Source organism: Cutibacterium sp. LaCa_89 (genome assembly GCF_058177555.1).
Genome location: NZ_CP190889.1, coordinates 410,634 through 434,583, shown reverse-complemented (window position 1 = coordinate 434,583; position 23,950 = coordinate 410,634). Strand labels below are relative to the sequence as shown.

Sequence of the window (23,950 nt, the reverse complement as noted above, 5' to 3'; positions counted from 1 at the left end):
CAGGGACAATGGGGCCATGACAAAGACTGCAGTGGTCACAGGAGCAAGTTCGGGAATCGGCGCGGCCACGGCACGCGCCTTGGCCAAGGATGGCTGGCATGTCATCTGTGCGGCTCGCCGCGTCGAACGCATCGAGGCCCTTGCCGCCGAGATCGGCGGAAAGGCAGTGGTCTGCGATGTCACCAGCGACGAGTCGGTCACCAATCTCGTCGAGACCACTGGCGGCAAGCTTGACCTCCTCGTCAACAATGCTGGCGGTGCCGTCGGTCAGGAACCGGTCACCGAGGCTGACCTCGACGCCTGGATGACGATGTATCAAACCAATGTGCTGGGCATGGGACGGGTCACCAAGGCTCTTCTACCGGCTCTCGAGGTCGCTGAGGGAACCATCGTCACGATTACCTCCACCGCTGCTGAGTGGGGCTATGAGGGTGGCGCCGGATACTGTGCAGCGAAGTCCGGTGAGCGCGCCGTCGTCGAGGCGCTACGGCTGGAGCTGTGTGGCCACCCGGTGCGGGTATGCGAGGTGAGCCCCGGCATGGTACGCACCGAGGAATTCTCCCTCGTCCGTTTCCACGGCGATCAGGCCATGGCCGACAAGGTCTACCAAGGCGTCGACTCTCCCCTGAGGGCCGAGGACATTGCCGAGTGCGTGCGGTGGATTTCCGGGCTTCCCAGCCACGTCAACATCGACCGCATGATCGTCCGGCCTCGCGCTCAGGCTGCCCAGTACAAGGTTGCCCGCAAGTCCTGATTCGGGGGAAAGTGTTCCCTGCCCGTCAGTCGAGCTGCTGAACCTCGGCGGGCAGGTGAATGTTCTCGTCCGGCTCGGCCGTCTCGTCAACGCCTCGCGAGGACACCTTGTCGAAGAGGATCTTGATCGTCTGGATCATGATCTTGACGTCAAGGATGAGTGAGTACTGCTTGATGTAGATGAGATCGAAGTTGAGCTTGGCGGCGAAGTCCGAGGCGTACTTGCCGTAGACCTGCGCGTACCCCGTAATGCCGGCACGCACGTTGTGGCGCAACTTGTAGTGGGCGTTCTGCTCCTGGAACTGATCGACGAAGAAGGGGCGCTCCGGGCGCGGTCCGACGATCGACATGTCGCCGATGAGCACGTTGATGAGCTGCGGGATCTCGTCGATACGCAGGCTGCGCAGGTACTTGCCGACCGGGGTGACGCGTGGGTCATCGGAGGTGGCCAGCATCGGGCCGGACTCCTTCTCGGCCGTCACCCCCATGGAGCGGAACTTGAGGATCTTGAATTCCTTGCCGTCCTTGGTGATACGGGTCTGACGGTAGAACACCGGGCCGGGAGAGCTGGCCTTCACCAGGATCGCCGTGATGAGCATGAGGGGAGAGAGGATCACCAGGGCGATCAGCGACAGAATGATGTCGAAGAACCGCTTGACGATATCCATTTCTGCCGGGATCTTGAACGGACTGGCAGCAATAATCGTCTCGTCCTCGATCGACATGATCGTCGGATTGATGAGCATCATGTGCTCGAACGAGGTCGACATGAAGATCTCTTTGTCCTCGCTCAGCAGCAAGTCGTAAATGGCAACTCGCTCGGAAGCAGGAATGTCATCGGAGACATGGGCGGTGTCGAATTCATCAATATGAGTCCGAATCTGCCCCAGGTAGTGACCACGCACCACATGGGTGAGGCGATGACGGGTCGCCTTGTTGGCCATGTAGTTCATGACGGCCCGATTGAGCATCTCCGGCGGACCGAGCAGCATCACCCGTTTAGCCCCTCGCAAGCGGCGATAGGCAACAAACTCGATGCTGCGCCACAGGAACAGCAGAACTATCCCGACCAGCAGGTTGATGAGGAGGACCGAGCGCGGGAAGGCGAACCAGCGCCCGAAGAAGGTCAGCGCCATGATGATGATCGTCACCATGACCTGGTCCACGACAGTGATGATCCCAATGTCAAGGAGCGTCTTGTTGTACAGAACATAAACGCCAGACAGAACGTTGACAATGAGGAATGCGATCACCGACGCCATCAGTGCAGCTTTTCCGTCGTCCAAATTACGCTGCGGAATAACCATCCCGAAACGCATCCAGAACGACAGGAAAATTCCAGCCACGAAGACGATGACGTCAACAAGGACCGTCACCAATTTCTGCGTGCGGTTGAAATAATCCGTCTTCACGTATTTCCTCCTCGACCCTGCTGATTACAGGGGGCACGGGCTCACACTACCGGGCGAACATGCAAGCCGACCTCCGGGTCGACAAGTGGTTCCTGACCAGCAGCGATCCCGTCAATCTCCATATCCAGGTTCACATCGACTCCGCGACGCACCAGGGCAAGGCCAATGGGGCCGTCAACATGATGAGTTGCAGACGATCCCATGACACCGACACGACGCCCACCGGCGTGGACCTCAGAGCCGATGGCCGGAAGCTCGGCGCGGGAGCCGTCAAGCTGCAGCAAGGTCAGCCGCCGCGGCGGACGTCCCAGGTTGTACACCCGGGCGACGGTCTCCTGACCGCGGTAACACCCCTTGTCGAGATGGGTACCGTACAGGCCGATCTCGTTGGGGATGGTGCGCTCGTCCGTGTCGATGCCGATACGAGGAATCCCAGCGGCGATGCGCAGCGCCTCCCATGCCAGCACACCGACCTGTTCGACCTCGTCGGGGGCGGGAGTATCAGACGGGAGGATGACTTCGTGTCCACCAGCCACCTCGGAATCAAGGATGACGGCATCCGTCGGCGTCGTAACCCGCGAGGCGAACCAGCGAACGGTCATGTCCGGTCGCAGAACCACCTCGACGCGCATCATGAAACGCATCGAGTCCAGCCAGGCGACCAGATCGGCTCCCCGTCCAGGCTCGGTCCAACCCCAGAAGGTTTCGCCGTCGTCAACACCGTGCATGACATGCTCAACGTGACCGGTCGGTGACAGCACCAGACTCGTCGTCGTGAGCCCAGGCTCCAGACCGTCGAGGTATTGGGAGGTCAACGAGTGCAACCATCCCAGTCGGTCAGCTCCGGTGACCGTGAATACCTCACGGTTGGACAGCTCCAACCATCCGCCACCGTCAGTCATCAACCGCTGCTCGGCGACTGGATTGGCAACGTGAGAGACCAGACCGGCGTCGGGTCCGTCGGTCAGCAGCACGGGGGCAGCCATCTCAGGCCCTCTTGAGGCGAGCCCACATGTAGGGCTGCAGCGGAGCTTCCGTGGTCGCACGATCGAAGGTCCACAGCAGGTCTCCCTCGACCTGGCCGTAGAGACGCTGACCACCGGTGTAGGGCACCAGGGCGTCCTCGGTGCGGGCGACGGCGTCGGTAACGAGCTCGATCTTGGCTCCGTCGATGTTTCCGGTCCAGACCTCGGCCCAGCCCTCCGGGGCGACCATCAGGACGTCAATCTTGCGGGTGTCGACGTTGGGACGCCAGAAACCGGTCTCCATACGCAGCGGAGCAGCCGGGGTGCCGTCGGGGTTCGTGGTGAAGGTCTGGCAGATGTAGTGCAGGTAATCCCCGCCGTTCTCGGTGAAGTCGACCTGACACCCGAAGCTGAACTCACCGTCCTCGGGGGTGCTGCCGTGTCCTTCACCTTCCCAGTGGCCGATCATCCAGGCCACGGGCATGAGATCACGATTCAGGTCGTCAGGAATCTGGAAGGGCATGGGTCCTCGTGTCGGGTAGGAGTTTCGTCAGGTACTGAAAGCTGCGGATTCAGCCGCGCCAGGCTGCAACGAGAACTCGCGTCACAGCAACGAGCGGCAACACGGCGCCTATCACGGCGACAGTCACCAGAACCACGAGATCAGCTACAGCCACACACTGATTCTACGAGGTTCGCTCCGTAGACTCGATTCCGTGCGAGTCGTCATTCAGAGAGCAAACAGTGCAGAGGTCACCGTCGAGGGCCAAGCGGTCGGAGCCCTGCCCAGTCCCGGACTCGTCGTGCTGGTGGGAGTGACCGGCACCGACACCGCTGCCGACGCCGAGAAACTCGCCGAGAAGATCTGGGGTCTGCGTATCCTTGATGACGAGAAGTCAGCCAGCGACATCGATGCTCCGGTCCTTGTCGTCAGCCAGTTCACCCTCTATGCAAGCACGCGGAAGGGGCGTCGGCCGTCGTGGAACGCGGCCGCGCCCGGCCCCGTCTCGGAGCCTCTGATCGACCACTTCGTTTCCCACTTGCGCGGGCTGGGTGCGCATGTCGAGACCGGTGTTTTCGGCGCCGACATGAAGGTCAGCCTGGTCAACGACGGCCCGATGACGATCCTCATCGACACCGACGACTGGCGCTGAACCTGCCTGTCAGCCCTCCTCGTAAACCTGGACTGAGGAGATGAGGACGGAGTCGCGAGTTGGCTCCCCAAGCAGCCCCGGCTCGGTCGTGGCAATGATGGTCAGAGTGATGTCCCCCTTGACGGCGTGTGGGGGGATCATGACCTTCTGGATCGACTCATCGTCATCGGTGAAATCCTGGTCGAACCACGTGCCGTCCGGCAGCTTCCAGCGCACCGTCCGCACCCGCCGGTACTGCGGATACAGGTTGACGTCGCCGTAGACCTTGGCATAGCCGTTGATCAATCCGACCCCCACTATCCGGGACGGCCGCGGCATGGTCAGGGTGATCTGTTGACCTTCGCCGGATCCATTGCATCGCCAGGCCGTCTGCGGTTTGTCGTCGACCACGTACTCGGAGTCGTACCTCACCAGGTGATGTTCGGAGTCGACGGCCGGATCGGACACGCACGAGGCCGTCGCCTTGAGACCACGAATGGGCCTGCCCGGACCCTGGTAGGGCATCGCTGCCGAGATCGTCGCCGCAGGCGAGGACTGGGTCGGCGCCGCCTTGACCGCGCCGGTACCGTCGCGGGACTGGGTGATGAAGGTGCCCAGCACCAAACCGACGACGAGGGCTGCCGCGACCATCAATGTCCAGACGGGGAACCGATGCCGCCGTACAGCTGCGGCCGCTCCGGTGACGCGGGCGTGACCGACGACGACGCTTGGTCCAGTGTCATCGTTGATGACACGAACCGACCCACTTGTCGTCGTGCTGGCAGAACTGTCCCCTGTGGCAGCGTGCCGCGGGGCTGAATCTGACGACTCGGACGACGGTTCGGACTCGTCCGCACGGCGAGGCTCATCCGGTCCGGACTTCTCCTCGTCCGGACGGAACCACTCGTCAGGCATCCTCGTCACTCCAGCCATGGTAGTGCTGACATCATGAGACGGCCTAGATGGCCGTGGGATGATGGGGTGCATCACGGCTCTGGCTCTTAGACGACATGGAGGGCATCCGGATGGCACGACTGTCCCTGCTTGGTCCCCTGGACGCCCCGCTTCCCCAGGCCCTGGAACTGCTTCCACACAGCATCATCCGCTACGACGACATACAGGAATGTCTGTCCCATCTGGAGGGAGTCGACATCGTCCTGGTCGACTGCCATCACGAACCTGCCAAGGCCCGGGAGGCGTGCCTGCGGCTGTCATGTCATGAGAGACGAGTCCCGATCCTCTTGCTCGCTGGCCCGGACACCCTGTCGGTCATCAGTCCCGACTGGGGGATGGACGATTTCCTCTGTGACTCGGCCACCCCACTCGAGGCAGAGACCCGACTGCGCTGCCTGTTCACCGTCCAGGTGACCAACCAGCTTGTCGCGGGACCGTTCACCGTTGACGAGGACGGTTACACCGCCACCGTCGGAGGCAAGGATCTCGACCTCACCTATACCGAGTTCGAGCTCTTGAAATACCTCGTCGGTCACCCCGGGAGAGTGCTCACTCGCGACATCTTGCTGTCGGACGTGTGGGGATACGACTATTACGGCGGCACCCGAACTGTTGACGTACACATCCGTCGTCTGCGAGCCAAGGTCGGCCCGGAGTACGAGGGACACATCCAGACGGTGCGATCTGTCGGGTACCGATTCCAGGCTGAACGCTGAGTTCATTCGCATGTTCTCGGAGCGGACGCCGGGTTGCATCCGCCGTGGACAGCTATCGTCAGATAGATTGTGTCCTGCTACGCCCACCACGTCGCGGGCGGACAGGTCTCCAAGGAGTGTGTCCATGGCCAAGAAGTCCAACCCCGGAGTGTCCCCGACTCCTACCGACGAGCTGCCGGAGGATCGGTACAGCGATCGCGAGCTGTCATGGCTCGCCTTCAACGAGCGGGTGCTGGATCTTGCCCGAGATGCCGAGCGCATTCCACTGCTGGAACGGGCGAAGTTCCTGGCCATCTTCTCGTCCAATCTTGACGAGTTCTTCATGGTGCGCGTCGCTGGCCTCAAACGCCGTATCGACGCCGGGGTCGCCGTCCCATCAGTTGCCGGTCTGCTGCCGCGCGAACTCCATGACGCGATCCTCGCTCGGACCCACGAGCTTGTCGCTGAGCAATCCCGCGTCTTCGCCGAGGAAGTCCGTCCAGGCCTGGCCGCCGAGGGCATCGAGATCCTGCGCTGGTCGGAGCTGACCGACGACGAGAAGGGCCGGATGCGCACCCTCTTCTCGGAGCGGATCTTCCCGATTCTCACCCCGCTGGCCGTCGATCCGTCGCACCCCTTCCCCTACATCCGCGGCCTGTCGATCAACCTGGCCGTCATGCTGGCCAACCCCATCACCGGGGCCGAGCAGTTCGCCCGGGTCAAGGTGCCGTCGGTGCTACCTCGTCTGGTCAACCTGGGTGCAGGACGATTCCTCCCCCTCGAGGAGATCATCAGCCGTCACCTGGACCAGTTGTTCACCGGCATGCATGTGCTGCAGCACACCACCTTCCGCGTCACACGCAACGAGGACCTCGAGGTCGAGGAGGACGACGCCGAAAACCTGCTCTTCGCCCTCGAGAAGGAGCTGCTGCGCCGCAAGGTGGGACGTCCCCCGGTACGCCTCGAGGTGCAGGACGACATCACCGACGAGATGCTCACCCTGCTCACCCGTGAGCTCGACATCAAGGACAAGGAGGTCTTCCGGCTTCCTTCCCCACTTGATCTCACCGGCCTGTTCTCCCTGGCCGACGTCGACCGTGACGACCTGTCCTACCCGAACTTCCTGCCCATCACCCATCCGCACCTGGCCGAGGTCGAGACAGCTCGCCCGGCAGACATGTTTGCGGCCATTCGTCGTCGTGACGTCCTGGTGCACCACCCGTACGACTCCTTCGCCACCAGCGTGCAGAGGTTCATCGAGCAGGCCGCCCACGATCCTCAGGTCTTGGCCATCAAGCAGACCCTGTACCGCACCTCTGGCGACTCCCCCATCATCGACGCCCTCGTTGACGCCGCTGAGGCCGGCAAGCAGGTGTTGGCCGTCGTGGAGATCAAGGCCAGATTCGACGAGCAGGCCAACATCACCTGGGCGCGGGTACTGGAACGTGCCGGAGTCCACGTCGTCTACGGCATGGTCGGCCTCAAGACCCATTGCAAGCTGGCTATGGCCATCCGTGACGAGGGCGAGGGACTGCGTCGTTACGCCCACATCGGCACTGGCAACTACAACCCCAAGACCGCTCGTCAGTACGAGGACCTGGGACTGCTGACGTCCAATCCGATCATTACCGAGGACGTCGCGAGGCTCTTCAACCACCTGTCCGGGATGACCGCCGAGAAGCGTTACCGCCGACTGCTGGTGGCCCCTGAGAGCATCCGCAGCGGCATCATCGACGCCATCGAGCACGAAATCGAGAACAAGAAGGCTGGTCTGCCTGCCGGTGTGAAGATCAAGGTCAACTCGATCGTCGACGAGCGCGTCATTGACGCCCTCTACCGGGCCTCTCGCGCCGGGGTGCCGGTGGACCTGTGGGTACGCGGCATCTGCGCCATCCGTCCTGGGGTGCCCGGTTTGAGCGAGAACATTCGCGTCGTCTCGGTGTTGGGACGGTTCCTCGAACACTCTCGTGTCTTCTGGTTCGCCAACGGTGGTCGTCCGATGGTCGCCATTGGGTCGGCCGATCTCATGCACCGCAACCTCGACCGCCGCGTGGAAGCCCTCGTCGGGTTGTCGAACAAGCAACACGTGGCAGAGGTCGAAGAGTTGTTCGTGAGGGCCTTCGACCCGGGGACGGTGTCCTGGCACCTGCAGGACCGCACCTGGACCGAGGTCTCCCGCGGGCCCGACGGCACGGTGCTGGCCGACCTTCAGGAAGAACTCATCCGACGAACCCGCGACAGGAGGCGATGAGCCGAGATGGGAGGGCACAAGGGGCCTATCCAGGCCGCTGGTGCCGTCGTGTTTCGTGACATCGACGGCACCGAGGGCGCCCGCGAGGTGCTCGTCGTCCATCGTCCCGACTATGACGACCTCTCCCTGCCCAAGGGAAAGGTCGAACGGGGAGAGGATCTCCCCATCACCGCCGTCCGCGAGGTGGCCGAGGAAACCGGAATCGACATTCGGTTGTCGATGCCCCTGCAACCCACCGAGTACACCGTCAAGTACTCCACTGCCAGCGGCAAACCGAAGAGACGCGCAAAGGTGGTGTCATGGTGGCTTGGGGTTGCCGTCGGCGGATCAATCGAGGAGGCAACCGCCAGCCCGGAAGAGATTGACGGTGCTTTTTGGATGCCCACGGACCAAGCTCTGGAACAACTCAGTTATCCCACTGACGTCCAAGTCCTCAAGGAAGCCCTCGAGCTACCGTCGACCTCGACGATCATCCTGGTGCGCCATGGCAAGGCCGTGTCGCGCAAGGAATGGAGTTCTCGCAAGAAGAAGACGGCCACGGACGCCAAGCGTCCGTTGGAAAGGCGTGGCCGTCGTCAGGCCAGGGCGTTGATTGACCTGCTCGGCGCCTTTGGGGTGTCTCACCTTGTCAGCTCGTCGTCCACTCGATGCATGCAAACCCTCAAGCCGTACGCCGAGAACATTGGGGCCGACATCGTCGCGATCGACGCGCTGAGCGAGGAGGCTCACGCGGCCGATTCAGCCAAGACCGTGTCCGCCATGAGAAAAATCGCTGGTCGTGCCCTCTCCGACCCGTCACGTCCAGTCGCGGTGTGCGGCCACCGACCAGTCCTACCGACCATGCGGGACGCCCTCGGTGGGGCGAATCACCCCATGTCAACCGCAGAATGCCTGATCGTTCACCTGGATGAGGCGGGACACACAATCAGCCAGGAGTGGTACTCCTCAAAATACTGACACAGGAGGTCACCTTCGGGCCCCTGAGTGACTCCCTTCAATCGGGATGCCGCCGGTATTCATCTTGCGTTCACCTTGACGCGGTTGTTGCGACATTTTCAAACCCTAGCGTCATCCCTGTACCAAGGACCGCAACGGCGGCTCCAGGAGATCACTCGAAAAGGATGTGCCGTGACGAACCGTCTCGCCAAAATCACTGCCCTGGCTGCTATTGGCGCCATCTCCCTCACCGCTTGTGGCGCCAACGGCGACAAGGGCTCCAGCTCTGCCTCGTCATCCGAGGCCACTTCGGCTGCTGCTTCCTCCGCCAGCTCGGCGAACAACGCTGACGCCGCCTCGTTCAAGCCGGCCTGCCCCGGTGGCAACATTTCCGGCGCTGGCTCCTCGGCTCAGCTGAACGCCATCAACCAGGTCATCTCTGACTACAAGGCCGCTTGCTCCTCGGCCACCATCAACTACTCCCCCACCGGCTCCGGCGCCGGTGTGAAGTCCTTCATCGGCAAGCAGACCGACTGGGCCGGCTCCGACTCCGTCCTCAACAAGGACAAGGGCGAGCCTGACAAGGCCAAGCAGCGCTGCAACGCCGATCCGTGGCACCTCCCGATGGCTGCCGGCCCGATTGCCGTGGTCTACAACGTTGACGGGGTCAAGGATCTGACCCTCTCGACCCCGACCCTCGCCAAGATCTTCTCCGGCGCCATCAAGAAGTGGGACGACCCGGCCATCAAGAAGGAGAATCCCTCCGCCAAGCTGCCGTCCGCCCAAATCGAGGTCTTCTACCGCAAGGACGAGTCGGGCACCACTGACAACTTCACCAAGTTCCTCAACAAGGCCGCTGGTGACATCTGGACCGAGAAGCACTCCAAGACCTGGAAGGGCGCTGGCAAGGGTGCTGACAAGTCGGCCGGCATCGCTCAGGCTGTCAAGGAGACCAAGAACTCGATCTCCTACGACGAGTGGTCCTACGCCACCAAGAACAAGCTCGACATGGCTGCCATCGACAACGGCAACGGCCCGGTCAAGCTGACCGGTGAGTCCGCTGGTAAGGCCATCTCGGCCGCCAAGGTCGCTGGCCAGGGCAACGACCTGCAGCTCGAGCTCCAGTACAAGGACACCCCGGCTGGCGTGTACCCCGCCGTTCTGGTGACTTACGAGATCGCTTGCTCCAAGGGCCAGAATGCCGAAAAGACCGCCCTCCTGAAGGACTTCCTCTCCTTCTACGCTTCCGAGAAGGAGCAGAAGAAGATCCAGGACCTCGGTTACGCTCCGCTACCTTCCGATGTTGCCTCGAAGGTTCTGACCGCCGCTCAGGCTCTCTCCTGATCGACTTCGCCGGGTAATTTGGTCCCGGTGCTCTGGGGCGGGAGGACGCACGACGCCCTCCCGCCCCAACCCACGAAAACAACCATGAACGCGACGAAGGAAGCCCATGGCTGAAACCACATCGACGGCGCAGCGGAAGCCAACAGCCGCGTCTCGCATGAAGCCGGTGTCCCGGGTCGGGGACAGGATTTTCGCCGGCGCCTCGTCGGTCATCGCCATTGCGCTGGCCATCATCGTCATCCTGATGTTCATCTTCCTCATCAAGACGGCGGCACCGACCCTGTCGGCCAACACCGACAACTTCTTCACCTCTCGTGCCTGGACGACCGACCAGAATCCACCGGCCTTTGGTATTCAGGCCTTGCTGTGGACGACGGTCATCTCGTCCCTGCTCGCACTGCTCATCGCAGTTCCCCTCTCGGTGGGCATCGCCCTGTTCATCACCCAGTTGGCACCCAAGAAACTCGCCAGCCCCGTCGCCTTCGTCGTCGATCTGCTGGCCGCTGTGCCCTCGATCGTCTTCGGCCTGTGGGGCGGCATCGTCTTCGGGTCGTCGGGCATCGTCAATGGTCTGCGTCACGCCATCATCGCGGTACTCGGCTGGATCCCGATCTTCTCGGAGGACCCGGCCTGGTCCTCCGCCACCGGCACGGTCTACCTCGCCAGCCTGGTGCTGGCCATCATGATCCTGCCGATCATCACCGCCGTCAGCCGCGACGTCATGGCCCAGACCCCGCACGATCAGATCGAGGCTGCGCTGGCCCTGGGGTCGACGCGCTGGGAAGTCATCAAGCTCGCAGTGCTCCCCCACTCCCGCTCCGGAATCATCTCTGGAGCCATGCTCGGTCTGGGACGTGCCCTCGGCGAGACACTGGCCGTCACCCTGATCCTGCAGACGATCAGCCCCATGGCCCTCAAGCAGAAGCTCAACCTGTCGATCTTCGTCGGCGGCGAGACCTTCGCCTCGAAGATCGCCGGTAACTTCTCCGAGGCCATCAGCGACCCCACCTCGTTGGGTGCCCTGGTGGCGTCGGCCCTGGCCCTGTTCGTCATCACCTTCGTGGTCAACGCGGCTGCCCGCCTGATCGCGGCGAAGGGAGTCAAGCGATGAGCGCCACCACCCCTGATCACATCCCCGCACACTCCGAGGGGGTGCCCGAGGTCGGCAAGCTGGACCTCTCCCGTCCGTCCGGCAAGCGGACCACGAAGAGCGGTTGCGCCTCGGTCTTCATGATCGTCGCCACCCTGCTTGCCGTCATCCCGCTGGTCTGGTTGTTGTTCGCGGCCGTCCGACGCGGTATCGGCTCCCTCTTCCATGCCTCCTGGTGGACCCACTCGATGGACCCGGCCTGGGACCTCGTCGAGCAGGGGGCCATCCACGCCCTCGTCGGAACCATCGAGATCGGTCTCATCACCTCGATCATCTCCGTGCCGATCGCTCTGCTGACCGCCATCTTCCTGGTGGAGTACGCGCGGGGCACCAAGATCGCCAAGGTCGTCAGCTTCGCCGTCGACGTCCTGACGGGTGTACCGTCCATCGTCGCGGCCCTGTTCATCTTCGCCATGGTCGTCACCACCCTCGGCGGAACTCAGTCGGCCTGGGCATCCTCCCTGGCCCTCATGATCCTCATGGTGCCGACGGTGCTGCGATCCACCGAGGAGATGCTCAAGCTGGTGCCGGACTCGTTGCGCGAGGCCTCCTTCGCCCTGGGCGTCTCCAAGTGGAAGACGATCATGAAGGTCGTTCTGCCGACCTCGATGACCGGCATTCTTACCGGCGTCGTGCTCGGCCTGGCCCGAGTCATGGGAGAGACGGCACCGCTCATCGTGTTGCTGCAGTTCAACACTGAGTTGACCTTCAACCCGTCGACCCCGAACTTCGCAACCCTGCCAACCGTCATCACGAACGCCTACACCCAGGGCGGCGTGGACACCCCGGTCGTCTGGGGCGCTGCGATCACCCTGATCATCCTCGTCATGGGACTCAACCTCATTGCCCGTGGCATCTCCCGCCGCTACATGCGTCGCATGGGCAAGTGACACGAAAGAGAGCTGAATATGGCAAAGCGGATCGAGGTCAAGGACCTCAACATCTACTACGGCTCCTTCCACGCCGTTGAGTCGGTGAACCTGACCGTCGAGCCCCGTACCGTGACGGCTTTCATCGGCCCGTCCGGTTGTGGCAAGTCGACGGTGCTGCGGACCCTCAACCGCATGCACGAGGTCATCCCCGGTGCCTACTGCACCGGCAAGGTGGAGCTCGACGGCGTCGATCTCTACGGCAAGGGCGTCGACCCGGTGGCCGTGCGACGCAATATCGGCATGGTTTTCCAGCGAGCGAACCCGTTCCCGGCGATGTCAATTCGCGACAACGTCGTGGCCGGTCTGAAGCTCAATGGCGTACGCGACAACAAGCTGCTCGACGAGGCCTGCGAGAAGTCACTGCGCGGCGCCAACCTGTGGGACGAGGTCAAGGATCGCCTGGAGCGCTCCGGTGCCTCCCTGTCTGGTGGTCAGCAGCAGCGTCTGTGCATCGCCCGCGCCATCGCCGTCGAGCCGGAGGTTCTACTCATGGACGAGCCCTGCTCGGCCCTGGACCCGATCTCGACCCTGGCCATCGAGGACCTTGTCGGAGAGCTCAAGGAGCGCTTCACCGTGGTCATCGTGACCCACAACATGCAGCAGGCCGCTCGTGTCTCCGACCAGACCGCCTTCTTCAACCTCAAGGCCCAGGGAGAACCTGGCCGCCTCGTCGAGATCGACCGCACCGACAAGATCTTCTCCAACCCGAAGGAGAAGGCCACCGAGGATTACATCTCCGGTCGTTTCGGCTGAGTCGACCCACCCGTTATCTCGAAGCCCCGAGGCAACACGCCCCGGGGCTTTGCCGTCTTCCTCCTGCTGGCAAGGGGTTGTACGCCCAATGACACATGGTCCTTACGTTGCTGGATTTTCCTTCTCAGGGTTGACTAACCTAACAAGGCATTGTCACGGTACCAAGGAGAATTCATGTTCCCGTCCCCCATATCGAGGCGCACCATCCTCGCATCGTCTCTCGGCCTCGGTGCCGCCGCAGCTCTGGCCGGTTGCAGCAAGGACACTGACACCTCGCCCAGTGGCGCGAACCAGCACTCGTCAGCCACCAAGGGGTTCCCGGTGAGGATCAAGCATGCCTGGGGCGAGACTGTGGCGAAGTCTCCTGCAACCCGCATTGCCACCACTGGGTGGGCTGGTCAGGATGCCGTCCTGGCCATCGGACTGGTTCCCGTCGGCATGCCGAAAGCCACTTATGGCGATCCCTCCGGAAAGGGGATGCACACATGGGTGGCTGATGCCCTGGCCAAGCTCAATGCGACCGGCGACAAGGCGCCCAAGCTCTACGACGAGACCAGCGACACCGACGCCGCCGCCATCGCAGCGACCCAACCTGATCTCGTCAGCGGCCTCAACTCCGGGATGACCAAGGAGCAGTACGACAAGCTCTCCAAGATCGCCCCCACCCTTCCCTACCTCGAAAAGGCGTGGAGCATCAACTGGCGTACCCACCTGCGCACCATCGCCGAGGTCGTCGGAAAGACCGACAAGGCCGAAGAGGTCATCACGTCCTGCGAGAAGTCGATCGCTGACGCCTTGGCTGCGCACCCCGACGTCAAGGGACTCACCGCCGGAATGTTCTATTTCGACGTCAAGAAGCTCTCGGAGATCTCGGTTTACACCAAGGGCGACTCTCGTGCTGACTACCTCACCGACCTCGGCTTCAAGGCGCCGTCATCAATCCAGAAGCTGTCGGCGGAGTCGAAGCAGTTCTACACCACGGCTTCGGCGGAGAAGGCCGACATGTTCAATGACGTCGACCTCATCGTCTGCTACGGAGATCCCAAAACCCTTCCCGGTCTGCTCGCCAAGCACCCGTTGCTCTCGAAGATCACCGCTGTGCGCAAGGGAGCAGTGGCCGTTCTCGAGGACAACTCCCCGCTCGCGGCATCGATGTCTGCCAGTGCCTTGTCCATCCCCGGTCAGGTGGGACCGCTCGTCGAGCGACTGGCCGAAGCGGCCACGAAGGCGAAGGCGTGACACCACGGAGGGGATGGACCCTGCTCGTCGTCACCGTCCTGCTCGCCTGTCTGTGCGCGGCCTCGGTGATGGTGGGTTCACGATCCATCCCGCTCCATGATCTGTGGACGACCCTGAGACAGCCGTCCGCTGACCCCTTTGTCGCCGAGGTCATCCGCTCACGCGTTCCACGCACGGTCCTCGGCCTGGTGTCCGGAGCCGCCCTCGCACTCTCCGGCGTCCTCATGCAGGCGCTGACCCGCAATCCCCTGGCCGATCCAGGAATTCTCGGCATCAACTCCGGGGCCGCTCTCGCTGTCCTCGTCGGTATCGCCCACCTGGGCCTGACGGCACCAATCCAGTACGTCTGGCTGGCCGTTGCCGGGGCTGCCGCAGCTGCCGCCCTGGTCTGGCTCATCGGAGCCGGATACCGCAGCCGGCCAGCTCCCGTCCGACTGGCACTGGCCGGAGCCATCGTCACCGCCGTCCTCACCGGTTTCATTCAGATGGTGTTGTTACCTCACCCGAACCTGCTGCAATCCTTCCGAACCTGGCAGGCAGGATCCCTCAGCGGACCCAATCTGGGACAGATCGCGACGGTGTCTCCTCTGCTCCTCGTCGGAGTGGTGCTGGCTGCCATCAGCGCCCCAGGCCTGAACACCCTCGCGTTGGGAGAAGACCTGGCAGCGGGCCTGGGGACGCGAGTGGCTGTCGTCCGGGTGACGTCATCGGTGGCCGCCGTCCTGCTGGCAGCTGGAACCACAGCGCTGACGGGTCCCATCGGGTTCGTGGGGCTCATCGCCCCTCACGCCGTGCGGGCCGTCGTCGGCCCGGACAATCGGCGGGTGCTGGCATGGTGTGCCATCTGCGGACCCGTTCTGGTGCTGGCGTCCGACGTCCTGGGACGCGTCATCACTCGGCCTGCCGACGTCGCGGTGGGAATCGTCACCGCAATCACCGGAGCTCCGGTGTTCATCGCCCTGATCCGTTGCCGGGAGGTGAGACAACGATGAGCGCGTTTGCTCTCGTGCGGCAAGGGCGACGGCACCGCCGCCTGCGTCGTGGTCTGGTCGTGACCATCTTGTCGGTGGCAACTGTCGCCGCTTTCATTGCCAGCCTGTGCCTTGGCGAGCAGATGTACTCGCCGTCACAAGTCGTCGACGCTCTCCGCGGGCAGGTCGGCCCGGCATCCTTTATCATCGGTGACCTCCGTCTCCCACGCACCATTGCCGGACTTCTCTGTGGCGCTGCATTTGGCCTTGTCGGAGCATTGTTCCAGGCCCTGCTGCGCAACACGTTGGCAAGCCCTGACGTCATCGGGATCACGGCCGGGGCCAACACTGCCGCGGTAGCTGGAATCATCGTGCTCGGATGGTCCGGCCTGCAGCTGACGTGTCTGGCCGTCGCGGGAGCGATCGTAACGGCCGGCATCGTCGTCGGGCTTGCGCGCCACGACACATCAGGTGGCGAGCGGCTCATCCTCATGGGCATTGCGACGGGGGCTATGGCGACCGCAGGGACGATGTGGCTGATGGTCCGCGCCGATCCCAATGATGCGGCTGGGGCTGCTCGTTGGCTCGCGGGCAACCTTGCCGTGGCTTCCGCTGACCAATCCGCCACTCTCGCCGTCGTCCTTGTCATCGGCCTACCGGTGCTGCTGGCCAACTCTCGCCACCTCGGGACCATGGACGTGGGGGATGACCTGGCCACCGGGCTGGGGGTACACGTGGAGCGGACTCGTGCTCTGCTCATGATCGTCGGGGTCATCGTGCTGGCCTGCGCCACTGCCGTTGCAGGACCGATCGCCTTCGTGTCGCTGATGTGCGGACCGATTGCATTTCGACTGTGTGGCCCAGGAGATGCCCCACTCATGGCCTCCGCGCTCACTGGATCGGTCCTGGTACTGGTGTGCGACTTCGTCGGCGCCAACCTCATGTCACACACCTATCCGGTGGGGCTGGTCACCGGGATTCTGGGCGGGGTGTACCTGCTCATCGTCATGGCTCGTCAGTCTCGAAAGGAGAGTGCGTGAGAACCAGTCATCATCTGAAGGCCGACGCGGTATCGGTTGGGTACGGAGACCGCGCCGTCCTGGACCACCTCGACCTCAGCATCCCGACCGGAAGGATCGGGGCAATCATTGGCCCGAACGGTTGTGGCAAATCCACCCTGTTACGGGCGATGACACGGTTGATCCGCCCCAGCAGCGGTCAGGTCGTCCTGGACGGTCAGGAGCTCCCCACTGTGCCGACCCGGCAACTCGCCCGTGTCGTCGGGTTGTTGCCGCAGTCCCCGACAGCTCCGACGACGATCACCGTCGCAGATCTGGTGGCGCGCGGACGCGCTCCTCACCAAGGAATTTTCGGACGATGGACCACCGCCGATGAGCAGGCGGTGGCGTCGGCGCTGGAACGCACTGGAATCGTCGAGCTGGCCCGACGACCGGTTGACGAGCTGTCCGGAGGTCAGCGCCAGCGAGTGTGGATCGCCATGGCCTTGGCCCAGAACACCGACGTGCTCTTCCTCGACGAACCGACGACCTACCTTGATCTGGCCCATCAGATCGACGTTCTCAGCTTGTTGCGTGACCTCAACCGCCGTGACGGGGTGACGATCGTCATGGTGCTCCATGACATCAACATGGCGGCGCGCTACTGCGACTGGTTAGTGGCCATGCGTGACGGGGAGATTCGAGCGAACGGAACCCCGACCGAGGTCATCACCGCCGACGTCATGCGAGAAGTCTTTGGCGTGCACACGCACATCATCCATGCCCCGGATGTCGGGACGCCCATCGTCATCCCGATCGACACCGTGGGGGTCGATGACGGCTGACTCGCGAGAAGCCCTCCATGGTGCGTCACTGACGTCGGGCCCTCGCCGATGGGTATGGCATCGACCGTCGCCACATCGTCTTCATGAGGTACTGGAGACAGGACAACGCTGGGATGTGAGGGTAACCGAATTCCAGTTGTGAGGCACTGCTAAGATGATTGCGTCCGGCGTAGGGAACCCCGTGTGAATCGGGGGCTGACGCGCAGCGGTAAGGCGGACGAACGGGCAGACAAGCCACTGGGAAACCGGGAAGGCGCCCGTTCGGTTGAGGCCAAGTCCGAAAACCTCCTGGACCGTATCTGACCGACGGCCGCGCGATTCGGCCCTGACGAGGACGGCTTTCCCTTGGCTCGACTCCTTCACCGCCGTACCCCGGCTCACTTCTTCCTACTCGTGACTCTCCTCGTGCTCACGCCGGTACTCTCGATTGCCTTTGGTGCCGCACCGGTACCCATCGGTCAGGTCTTGGGGGTACTCGCCGACCATTGTGGCATTCCCATTCACGTGACCTGGGACTCCATTACCGACGCGATCGTCTGGCAGAACCGCATGCCTCGCATCGTCACCGGGCTCGGCGTCGGCGCGACCCTCGGTGTCGCCGGAGTCGCCCTCCAAGCCGTGGTTCGCAACCCCCTCGCTGAGCCCTACGTACTTGGTGTGAGCGCGGGAGCCTCCTCGGGAGCTGCCGCGGCGATCATCATCGTCGGCGTCACCTCATCATTCGCAGTAGCCGGCATGGCCTTCCTGGGAGCGCTGCTGTCGACCGCGATCGTGCTGTTCATGGGCGGCGGCCGGAACTCGTCGACGCTGCGTCTCGTCCTCGCCGGTCTCGCGGTGGGATTCATCTTTCAAGCCGTCACCAATTTCATCATCTTCTCCTCCGACTCGGCCGAGACTGCACGCGCGGTGATGTTCTGGACCCTCGGTGACCTGTCTCGAGCCAGCTGGGGGCAGGGATGGACGAACGTTGTCGTCGCGATCGTTCTGACTGTACTGCTGTGGGCATGTGCCCCATGGCTCGACGCGTTGGCGTCTGGGGATTCCACGGCCACCGCGGTCGGGATCGACCCGACCGTCATCCGTGTGCTGCTTCTCGTCCCCGTATCGGCTGGGGTGGCCACGGCGGTGGCTATCTCCGGCGGCATCGGTTTCGTCGGACTGGTCATCCCCCACCTCATGCGATCCTTCATCGGTCATGGCCACCGTCGGTTGGTGGTCTCCTCAGCGATAGCCGGAGCCATCTTCCTGATGTGGGCCGACACCTTCTCACGCACCGTGTTCAGCCCAGCCGAACTGCCCATCGGAGTCATCACGGGTCTGCTCGGCGCGCCGTTCCTCCTCGTGTTGGTGCGACGGGAGGCGATGGCATGATCACCGCTTCCGACTTAGTCATTCACCGAGGACAGCGGGTTGTCCTCGACGGCGTCGATCTTTCAGCGGATCAGGGCGTGACCATCGGGGTCGTCGGCCCCAATGGCGCAGGAAAGTCAACCTTGTTGTCTGCGCTGTACCGCAACGTCGCGATTGCCTCCGGACGAGTCACCGTCAGCGACCATGATCTCTCAGCCATGAATCGCCGCGAGATTGCGCGCGAGGTCGCCGTCGTCTCTCAGATTCCCGATCAAGCCCTGCCGCTGACGGTTCGCGACACCGTCTCCCTGGGACGACTCCCCCACCGATCGCTCATGGGATACGGGGATGCGACCGATCGTGACATCGTCGACAATGCCCTGACGAGAACGGACCTGACAGGTCTCGCGGATCGACTCGTCACCCAGTTGTCCGGCGGGGAACGTCAGAGGGTTCTCGTCGCCCGAGCCATCGCCCAGCAGGCCGGCCATCTGCTGCTCGACGAGCCCACCAATCACCTCGACATCGGCCATCAGTTCGCCCTGCTCGACCTCGTCAAAACCATTGACGCCACCACCGTGATCGTGCTCCATGACCTCAACCTGGCAGCTCGAGCATGCGACCGACTGGTGTTGCTTGATCAAGGCCGCCTCGTCGCCTCCGGCCCTTGTGAGGAGGTCCTGCAACCCGATCTGCTGTCGCGAATCTACCGGGTCGACGTGGACCGCATTTCCCACGACGGACACATCCATCTTCTGTTCAACCCACCACGATGAAGGAGAACACCATGTCAGCCCTCCGCACCCGCCGCACGACTCGCGCAGCGGCGGCAACCCTCGCGGGACTGTGCGCCCTGTCCATGAGCGCCTGCGCTGGTTCCTCAACCGATAAGTCCTCTCCGTCGGCCTCGGCGTCCTCGGCACTGCCCAGGACGGTCTTGAGCTGCACCGAGAAGCTCAGCTTCACCGATTCCCCCAAGCGGGTCATCATGCTGGGAGACATCGATGCCTCGACCATGGCTGCCCTCGGCGTACTTGACCACGTCATTGGTCGCGCCGGGCAGATCAAGGAAGACGCCTTTGACGCCGGCACGCTTGCCAAGATCAAGGCCATTCCGCAGATCGCCTCCCAGGAGCTCGACACCGGCGGCGCGAAGGTGTCCACCGAGACCATCCTCAACCAGCATGCGGATCTGGTCATCGGCTACGACACCGGCGTCGACCGCGCAGCTCTGCGCAAGGCCGGAGTCAAGACGTACAGCCCTGACGCCATGTGTCCTGACAAGGCTCCCGCATCACCGGCCACCTTCTCCCTCGTCACCCAGGAGGTGACGAAAATCGGAAACATCTTCAACGTCGCGGACAAGGCCAAGGAGGTCAACAAAAACCTCGAGGGCAAGATCAAGAAGATCGAGTCCCAGGCAGGATCGGGTACCAAGGACGGTGCAGCTGCCCTGTACATCACTCCTGGTAGCACCGAGTTCTACACCTACGGATCGTCCAGCATGGTTCAGCCCATTCTGGACGCGAACGGATTGAAGAACCTCTACGGCAACAACTCCAAACGCGTCTTCGACGCCTCCATGGAGGACGTGTTGCACAAGAACCCGAAATGGATAGTGCTACTTGCCGGTACCGGAGATGCCTCGAAGGTTGAGTCAACATTCCTCGGCTTCAAGGGAGCCAAGGAACTCGACGCCGTCAAGAATGGTCACGTTGTCGTGCTGCCGTTCTCTCTGATTGATCCACCGTCCCCGTCGTCCATCACGGGCGTCGAGAAGCTGCACGAGCTCATGGCGGAAAAGTGACCTCACTGACACCACGACAACTTCTACAGGCATGGGACGCCCAGCAGAAGATGTACATCGAGTTCCGCGAGAATCGCACCCGCTGCATGATGGACATCCTGGCCGGGCTGGCCAAGAAACTCGACCACCCATTGCGCGTCCTCGACGTGTGCTGTGGACCTGGATCCTTGTCAAACGCCGTCACACAGAGATTTGGTGACGCCAGCTGTGTGGGGATCGATCGCGACCCGGTGCTCATGCGGTTGTTCCGCGAGACGACGCCACACCCGGATCGAATTGAGATCGTCGATGTCGACCTACGGGAGCCCGGATGGGCGGCCCGGTGGGCTGAGGAACCCTTTGATGCCGCTGTCAGCGCGACGGCCCTGCACTGGTTCGAGCCCGATGAGTTGACGAGGGTGCACCAGGACATCGCCTCGGTGCTGACCCCTGGCGGGATCCTGCTCAATGCCGATCATCTCTTCTTCGACAAGGCCACTGAGCCTTTCCTGGCTGAATTGGCCCCGGCAGAACGAGACCGCACCGAGGCTCAGATGCGAGACGACGGGGCAATGTCCTGGCAGGAATGGTGGGACGCAGCCTTGGCCATGCCTGGATGGGAGTCCGAGGCCGAGGAGTTCCGACGCCGTTGGGCGGACAAGGACATCTCTCGGAAGGTCAGCGCCGAGTTCCATCTCGCCTCAATGCGCGCGGCCGGATTCACCGAGACTGCTCAGGTCTGGCAGTGGTTCGACGACCGGATTCTGATGGGGCGGATGCCGATGTGACGCTGGAGGTGGGCGGGGGTACCCCCCGCCCACCGTTCTGCTCTGGTCAAGGGTTACTGTCGCCCTCGCTCCCATCCCAGGGGCTGACCAAGAACCGCCCCCGATGTCACCCTCAGCATCACCCGAGTCGGTCAAACTCCTTGTCAAGGCCAAGCAGGGCGTTCTCCACGACCTCAGGCAGTGCCGGGTGTATCCAGTACTGTCCCCGCGCCATCTCCCCGACTGTCTGGCCGGCGCTCATCCCCTGAATGCAGGTCTGGATGAGGGTCGATGCCTGCGGGCCGATGATGTGGGCGCCCAGCAGCGTCCTCGTCCCCGGGTCACCCAACAGCTTGACACAGTGTCCCTCGTCCTCCATCGCCCAGCCATAGGCGACGTCCGCGTACTCCTGGACGTACTTGGTGTACGGGATCTCGGACTGCAACAGACTCTGTTCGCTCGCACCCACCGAGGCGACCTGCGGGTCCGAGAACACCGCATGAGGCACGAATCGATGATCAGAACTGGCCAGGTCATCAGGGTGTAGCAGATTGTGGCGCACCACTCGGGCCTCGTGGTTGGCGACGTGCTTGAGCTCCCAGTGCGAGCAGACGTCGCCGAGGGCCCAGATGTGTTCGATATTGGTCCGCTGGTGCTCATCGACGACCACGAATCCATCGTCATCGACGTCAACCCCGGCAGCTGGAAGGTTGAGACGGTCACCGTTGGGCACCCGACCCATGGCATTGAGGACGACGTCGGCCGGATAGTCGTAGTCGACCCCGTCACCGTCAACCGTCAAGACCACGAGGTGACCACCAGGATCACGATCGATGCCCACCAAGCCCTCGGACATCCGCAGCCTCACGCGGTGACCAATCTGATCGGTGAACCGCTGCGAGATCTCCTGGTCCTCATGACGCAGCATCCTCCCGGACCGATTGATGACAGTGACGCTGGATCCCAGCGCGGAGAAGATGTGGGCGAACTCGGCGGCAATGAATCCACCACCGAGAATCACCAGACGGTGGGGCAACTCCTCCAACCTCATGATGGTGTCGGAGGTGTGGATCGACCCCGCCAGGCTCGGGTCGTCGAGACCGAGGACATCAGGGACACGCGGGCGCGACCCTGCCGCCAGGACGATCTGGTCCGCAGTGATGCGAGTGTCCCCGACCTCGATGGTGTGGGGATCGACGAACTTCGCCTCGTCGGTGTAGACGTCGATGTTCTCCAGCCCCTGGCGGTACTCAAGCCCACTTCGAGAAATGGGATCAATGCGTCCGAAGATTCGGTCACGAATGGAGGTGAAGGATGCCCCGCGGAACTGCAGCCTGACCCCCAGCTTGGCTGCCTCGGACGGCGAGGTCGCAAGGTCCGCCGGGAGCACGAACATCTTCGTCGGTATGCAGCCGACATTGAGGCAGGTACCCCCGAAAGTGCCCGAGTCGATGATGGCGGCGCGTCGGTCGGCAAATTCCTCGTCCAGGATCGTGTTTCCTGAGCCCGAACCAATGACGACGATGTCGTAGTGCTCCATGCCCCCAGTCTGTCATCCCGAGCTATGACGGATCGCCTCAACCCGCCGCCGGCGTCGCATGACAACCTTACGGATCCCTGATTCTCGCATCTGGCATGTATGGTGATCGCCAGATCGCACCCAGGATCCGCCGGATTCACCGGACCATCCCCCGCGGTCCCGTCCCCTCGGGGACATGTTCGTAGAACCCACCCCGGGGCTGCCCACTGGCTCCCCTGCGGGTCCGGTGACATGCCGCGATTTGGCACGATGCCGGATCCCAACCCAGGAGCGGAATGTTCACCCTCACCTCAACGCCCGTCACCTTCGTCGGGCTTCTCATCCTCTTTGCATGGTCACTCGTGTGGTCGGTGCGGGACGCTATCAAGGCGCCCACCGTCGTCACGAAGATCTCCACATGGGTACACGTCGTGATGGCGGTCACCATGATCCTCATGGTGCCCAAGTCATGGTGGAAACCCCTCGTCTCCGCCATTGGCGGACCAACCACCCCGGTCGTCATCTTCGCCATCTGTACGGCCTGGATGGTCTTCATGGCCGCCTGGCGGTCCTCGTGGTCGTCATGGGGTCATGCCGCCATGTTCGCCGCGATGGTCTGGCACCTCGCCGCGATGCGCAAGATGTCCTCCGTCATGACGGCGTCCAAGCACTCCGGCATGGGAACCATGAATCACGGCGGAATGGATCACGGCATGAACCATGGCGGTATGGGCCACGGTATGAACGGCAGCATGGACCATGGAATGCAGACGGCCATGAATGCCGCGATGCATGACTTCGCCGTCGTCGGGATCCCTCTCATGGTCGCCCTGCTGGCCCTGGCCATTGCCGGCCTGTGTCGAGCCATCAGCGGCAAGGCCGAGAATCCACGCAAGGTTCCCACCTGCCATGTGGTGGCCACCGAGCCACTGGCGATTCGCCTCTCCGGCCTGGCTGATTTCGCGATGGCCTTCGGTATGTTCTGGATGAGCACCGGTCTGCTCACACCGATCATGCCGTTCATGGAGCACTTGCACCCCTGAGCAGCGTCTCAGGATATGGGCCGGCGTTTCATCTTTCTGATCATTGCTAGCGTCACACCCATGATGAACGGTTGGAGTCTCATTACCCGGCGCGCGGTCTGACCACGCACCGGAATCCAACCGCGCGCCCTCCTTCCTCTTCCGGATGGAGGGC

The 23,950-nt window shown here is 63.0% G+C and carries 23 protein-coding genes and 1 riboswitch; of the genes, 18 read left to right on the top strand and 5 right to left on the bottom strand.

The genetic code is table 11. The features are described from left to right. Nucleotides 1-16: 16 nt before the first annotated feature. Nucleotides 17-754 (top strand): SDR family oxidoreductase, encoded by a 738-nt coding sequence (locus tag ACP8LP_RS01890; protein WP_036976450.1) that lies wholly within the window; start codon nt 17-19, stop codon nt 752-754. 25 nt (nt 755-779) lie between these two features. Here ACP8LP_RS01890 and ACP8LP_RS01885 read toward each other — a convergent pair whose 3' ends face one another. The 3 genes from ACP8LP_RS01885 to ACP8LP_RS01875 are packed head-to-tail and all read right to left on the bottom strand — an operon-like array spanning nt 780 to nt 3,653. Beyond that, complete coding sequence (locus tag ACP8LP_RS01885) at nt 780-2,165, bottom strand: sugar transferase (protein WP_016666965.1); 1,386 nt, start codon at nt 2,163-2,165, stop codon at nt 780-782. 41 nt (nt 2,166-2,206) lie between these two features. Further along, entirely contained in the window at nt 2,207-3,151 is a 945-nt protein-coding gene (gene ygfZ, locus ACP8LP_RS01880) for a CAF17-like 4Fe-4S cluster assembly/insertion protein YgfZ (RefSeq protein ID WP_016666964.1), read from the bottom strand. A gap of 1 nt (nt 3,152) precedes the next feature. Continuing rightward, nucleotides 3,153-3,653 carry a nitrobindin family protein gene (locus ACP8LP_RS01875; RefSeq protein ID WP_016666963.1) on the bottom strand — a complete coding sequence of 167 codons (501 nt, stop codon included), beginning with the start codon at nt 3,651-3,653 and terminating at the stop codon, nt 3,153-3,155. A gap of 193 nt (nt 3,654-3,846) precedes the next feature. On the opposite strand from ACP8LP_RS01875, the gene dtd reads away from it, so the two are divergent. Further along, the gene (gene dtd, locus ACP8LP_RS01870; RefSeq protein WP_063279213.1) at nt 3,847-4,284 is read left to right on the top strand and encodes a D-aminoacyl-tRNA deacylase; all 438 of its coding nucleotides are present in this window, start codon (nt 3,847-3,849) and stop codon (nt 4,282-4,284) included. A gap of 9 nt (nt 4,285-4,293) precedes the next feature. On the opposite strand, the gene ACP8LP_RS01865 is transcribed toward dtd, so the two are convergent. Then, complete coding sequence (locus ACP8LP_RS01865; protein ID WP_417033797.1) at nt 4,294-5,187, bottom strand: NADase-type glycan-binding domain-containing protein; 894 nt, start codon at nt 5,185-5,187, stop codon at nt 4,294-4,296. A gap of 101 nt (nt 5,188-5,288) precedes the next feature. On the opposite strand from ACP8LP_RS01865, the gene ACP8LP_RS01860 reads away from it, so the two are divergent. The 15 genes from ACP8LP_RS01860 (at nt 5,289) to ACP8LP_RS01790 (ending at nt 21,255) form a co-directional block, all read left to right on the top strand. After that, nucleotides 5,289-5,933 carry a winged helix-turn-helix transcriptional regulator gene (locus ACP8LP_RS01860; RefSeq protein WP_249360329.1) on the top strand — a complete coding sequence of 215 codons (645 nt, stop codon included), beginning with the start codon at nt 5,289-5,291 and terminating at the stop codon, nt 5,931-5,933. Between the two features lie 124 nt (nt 5,934-6,057). After that, nucleotides 6,058-8,163 (top strand): RNA degradosome polyphosphate kinase, encoded by a 2,106-nt coding sequence (locus ACP8LP_RS01855; RefSeq protein WP_016666959.1) that lies wholly within the window; start codon nt 6,058-6,060, stop codon nt 8,161-8,163. 6 nt (nt 8,164-8,169) lie between these two features. Further along, complete coding sequence (locus tag ACP8LP_RS01850) at nt 8,170-9,120, top strand: NUDIX hydrolase (RefSeq protein WP_063279216.1); 951 nt, start codon at nt 8,170-8,172, stop codon at nt 9,118-9,120. Nucleotides 9,121-9,291: 171 nt separating this feature from the next. Further along, nucleotides 9,292-10,443: a phosphate ABC transporter substrate-binding protein PstS gene (gene pstS, locus ACP8LP_RS01845; RefSeq protein ID WP_016666957.1), complete on the top strand. Its 1,152-nt coding sequence runs from the start codon at nt 9,292-9,294 to the stop codon at nt 10,441-10,443. Nucleotides 10,444-10,549: 106 nt separating this feature from the next. Continuing rightward, the gene (pstC, locus tag ACP8LP_RS01840) at nt 10,550-11,554 is read left to right on the top strand and encodes a phosphate ABC transporter permease subunit PstC (protein WP_016666956.1); all 1,005 of its coding nucleotides are present in this window, start codon (nt 10,550-10,552) and stop codon (nt 11,552-11,554) included. After that, nucleotides 11,551-12,483 carry a phosphate ABC transporter permease PstA gene (gene pstA / locus ACP8LP_RS01835; protein ID WP_016666955.1) on the top strand — a complete coding sequence of 311 codons (933 nt, stop codon included), beginning with the start codon at nt 11,551-11,553 and terminating at the stop codon, nt 12,481-12,483. The genes pstC and pstA overlap by 4 nt, the downstream gene beginning before the upstream one ends. Before the next feature lie 18 nt (nt 12,484-12,501). Then, nucleotides 12,502-13,278, top strand: coding sequence for a phosphate ABC transporter ATP-binding protein PstB (gene pstB / locus ACP8LP_RS01830; RefSeq protein ID WP_016666954.1), 777 nt, complete (start codon nt 12,502-12,504; stop codon nt 13,276-13,278). 174 nt (nt 13,279-13,452) lie between these two features. Then, nucleotides 13,453-14,517 (top strand): ABC transporter substrate-binding protein, encoded by a 1,065-nt coding sequence (locus ACP8LP_RS01825; RefSeq protein WP_016666953.1) that lies wholly within the window; start codon nt 13,453-13,455, stop codon nt 14,515-14,517. Continuing rightward, nucleotides 14,514-15,509: a FecCD family ABC transporter permease gene (locus ACP8LP_RS01820; RefSeq protein ID WP_138237464.1), complete on the top strand. Its 996-nt coding sequence runs from the start codon at nt 14,514-14,516 to the stop codon at nt 15,507-15,509. Before ACP8LP_RS01825 ends, ACP8LP_RS01820 begins: the two co-directional genes overlap by 4 nt. After that, a complete protein-coding gene (locus tag ACP8LP_RS01815) occupies nt 15,506-16,528 on the top strand; it encodes a FecCD family ABC transporter permease (protein ID WP_138237465.1) in 1,023 nt (340 codons plus the stop codon). The genes ACP8LP_RS01820 and ACP8LP_RS01815 overlap by 4 nt, the downstream gene beginning before the upstream one ends. Beyond that, nucleotides 16,525-17,331 carry an ABC transporter ATP-binding protein gene (locus ACP8LP_RS01810; protein WP_138237466.1) on the top strand — a complete coding sequence of 269 codons (807 nt, stop codon included), beginning with the start codon at nt 16,525-16,527 and terminating at the stop codon, nt 17,329-17,331. The genes ACP8LP_RS01815 and ACP8LP_RS01810 overlap by 4 nt, the downstream gene beginning before the upstream one ends. Before the next feature lie 148 nt (nt 17,332-17,479). Then, nucleotides 17,480-17,638, top strand: a riboswitch (cobalamin riboswitch). Nucleotides 17,639-17,676: 38 nt separating this feature from the next. After that, on the top strand, nt 17,677-18,702 hold the full coding sequence (locus ACP8LP_RS01805) for a FecCD family ABC transporter permease (RefSeq protein ID WP_138237467.1): 1,026 nt from the start codon (nt 17,677-17,679) through the stop codon (nt 18,700-18,702). Then, on the top strand, nt 18,699-19,457 hold the full coding sequence (locus tag ACP8LP_RS01800) for an ABC transporter ATP-binding protein (protein WP_016666949.1): 759 nt from the start codon (nt 18,699-18,701) through the stop codon (nt 19,455-19,457). Before ACP8LP_RS01805 ends, ACP8LP_RS01800 begins: the two co-directional genes overlap by 4 nt. Before the next feature lie 11 nt (nt 19,458-19,468). Beyond that, nucleotides 19,469-20,488, top strand: coding sequence for an ABC transporter substrate-binding protein (locus ACP8LP_RS01795; RefSeq protein WP_455768623.1), 1,020 nt, complete (start codon nt 19,469-19,471; stop codon nt 20,486-20,488). Next, nucleotides 20,485-21,255: a class I SAM-dependent methyltransferase gene (locus ACP8LP_RS01790; protein ID WP_016666947.1), complete on the top strand. Its 771-nt coding sequence runs from the start codon at nt 20,485-20,487 to the stop codon at nt 21,253-21,255. Before ACP8LP_RS01795 ends, ACP8LP_RS01790 begins: the two co-directional genes overlap by 4 nt. Before the next feature lie 118 nt (nt 21,256-21,373). Here the strand turns inward: ACP8LP_RS01790 and ACP8LP_RS01785 are convergent, their stop codons facing one another. Then, nucleotides 21,374-22,774, bottom strand: coding sequence for a mycothione reductase (locus ACP8LP_RS01785; protein WP_202711753.1), 1,401 nt, complete (start codon nt 22,772-22,774; stop codon nt 21,374-21,376). Nucleotides 22,775-23,352: 578 nt separating this feature from the next. On the opposite strand from ACP8LP_RS01785, the gene ACP8LP_RS01780 reads away from it, so the two are divergent. Continuing rightward, entirely contained in the window at nt 23,353-23,796 is a 444-nt protein-coding gene (locus ACP8LP_RS01780) for a hypothetical protein (RefSeq protein ID WP_051128992.1), read from the top strand. Nucleotides 23,797-23,950 lie beyond the last annotated feature (154 nt).

Coding starts and splice junctions, on each gene's coding strand:
- ACP8LP_RS01860 (WP_249360329.1), top strand. CDS start 5,289: ATGGCACGACTGTCCCTGCTTGGTCCCCTGGACGCCCCGCTTCCCCAG.
- pstA (WP_016666955.1), top strand. CDS start 11,551: ATGAGCGCCACCACCCCTGATCACATCCCCGCACACTCCGAGGGGGTG.
- pstB (WP_016666954.1), top strand. CDS start 12,502: ATGGCAAAGCGGATCGAGGTCAAGGACCTCAACATCTACTACGGCTCC.
- ACP8LP_RS01780 (WP_051128992.1), top strand. CDS start 23,353: ATGTTCGCCGCGATGGTCTGGCACCTCGCCGCGATGCGCAAGATGTCC.
- ACP8LP_RS01800 (WP_016666949.1), top strand. CDS start 18,699: ATGATCACCGCTTCCGACTTAGTCATTCACCGAGGACAGCGGGTTGTC.
- ACP8LP_RS01855 (WP_016666959.1), top strand. CDS start 6,058: ATGGCCAAGAAGTCCAACCCCGGAGTGTCCCCGACTCCTACCGACGAG.
- ACP8LP_RS01850 (WP_063279216.1), top strand. CDS start 8,170: ATGGGAGGGCACAAGGGGCCTATCCAGGCCGCTGGTGCCGTCGTGTTT.
- ACP8LP_RS01795 (WP_455768623.1), top strand. CDS start 19,469: ATGTCAGCCCTCCGCACCCGCCGCACGACTCGCGCAGCGGCGGCAACC.
- ACP8LP_RS01815 (WP_138237465.1), top strand. CDS start 15,506: ATGAGCGCGTTTGCTCTCGTGCGGCAAGGGCGACGGCACCGCCGCCTG.
- ACP8LP_RS01825 (WP_016666953.1), top strand. CDS start 13,453: ATGTTCCCGTCCCCCATATCGAGGCGCACCATCCTCGCATCGTCTCTC.
- ygfZ (WP_016666964.1), bottom strand. CDS start 3,151: ATGGCTGCCCCCGTGCTGCTGACCGACGGACCCGACGCCGGTCTGGTC.
- ACP8LP_RS01875 (WP_016666963.1), bottom strand. CDS start 3,653: ATGCCCTTCCAGATTCCTGACGACCTGAATCGTGATCTCATGCCCGTG.
- pstC (WP_016666956.1), top strand. CDS start 10,550: ATGGCTGAAACCACATCGACGGCGCAGCGGAAGCCAACAGCCGCGTCT.
- ACP8LP_RS01890 (WP_036976450.1), top strand. CDS start 17: ATGACAAAGACTGCAGTGGTCACAGGAGCAAGTTCGGGAATCGGCGCG.
- ACP8LP_RS01785 (WP_202711753.1), bottom strand. CDS start 22,774: ATGGAGCACTACGACATCGTCGTCATTGGTTCGGGCTCAGGAAACACG.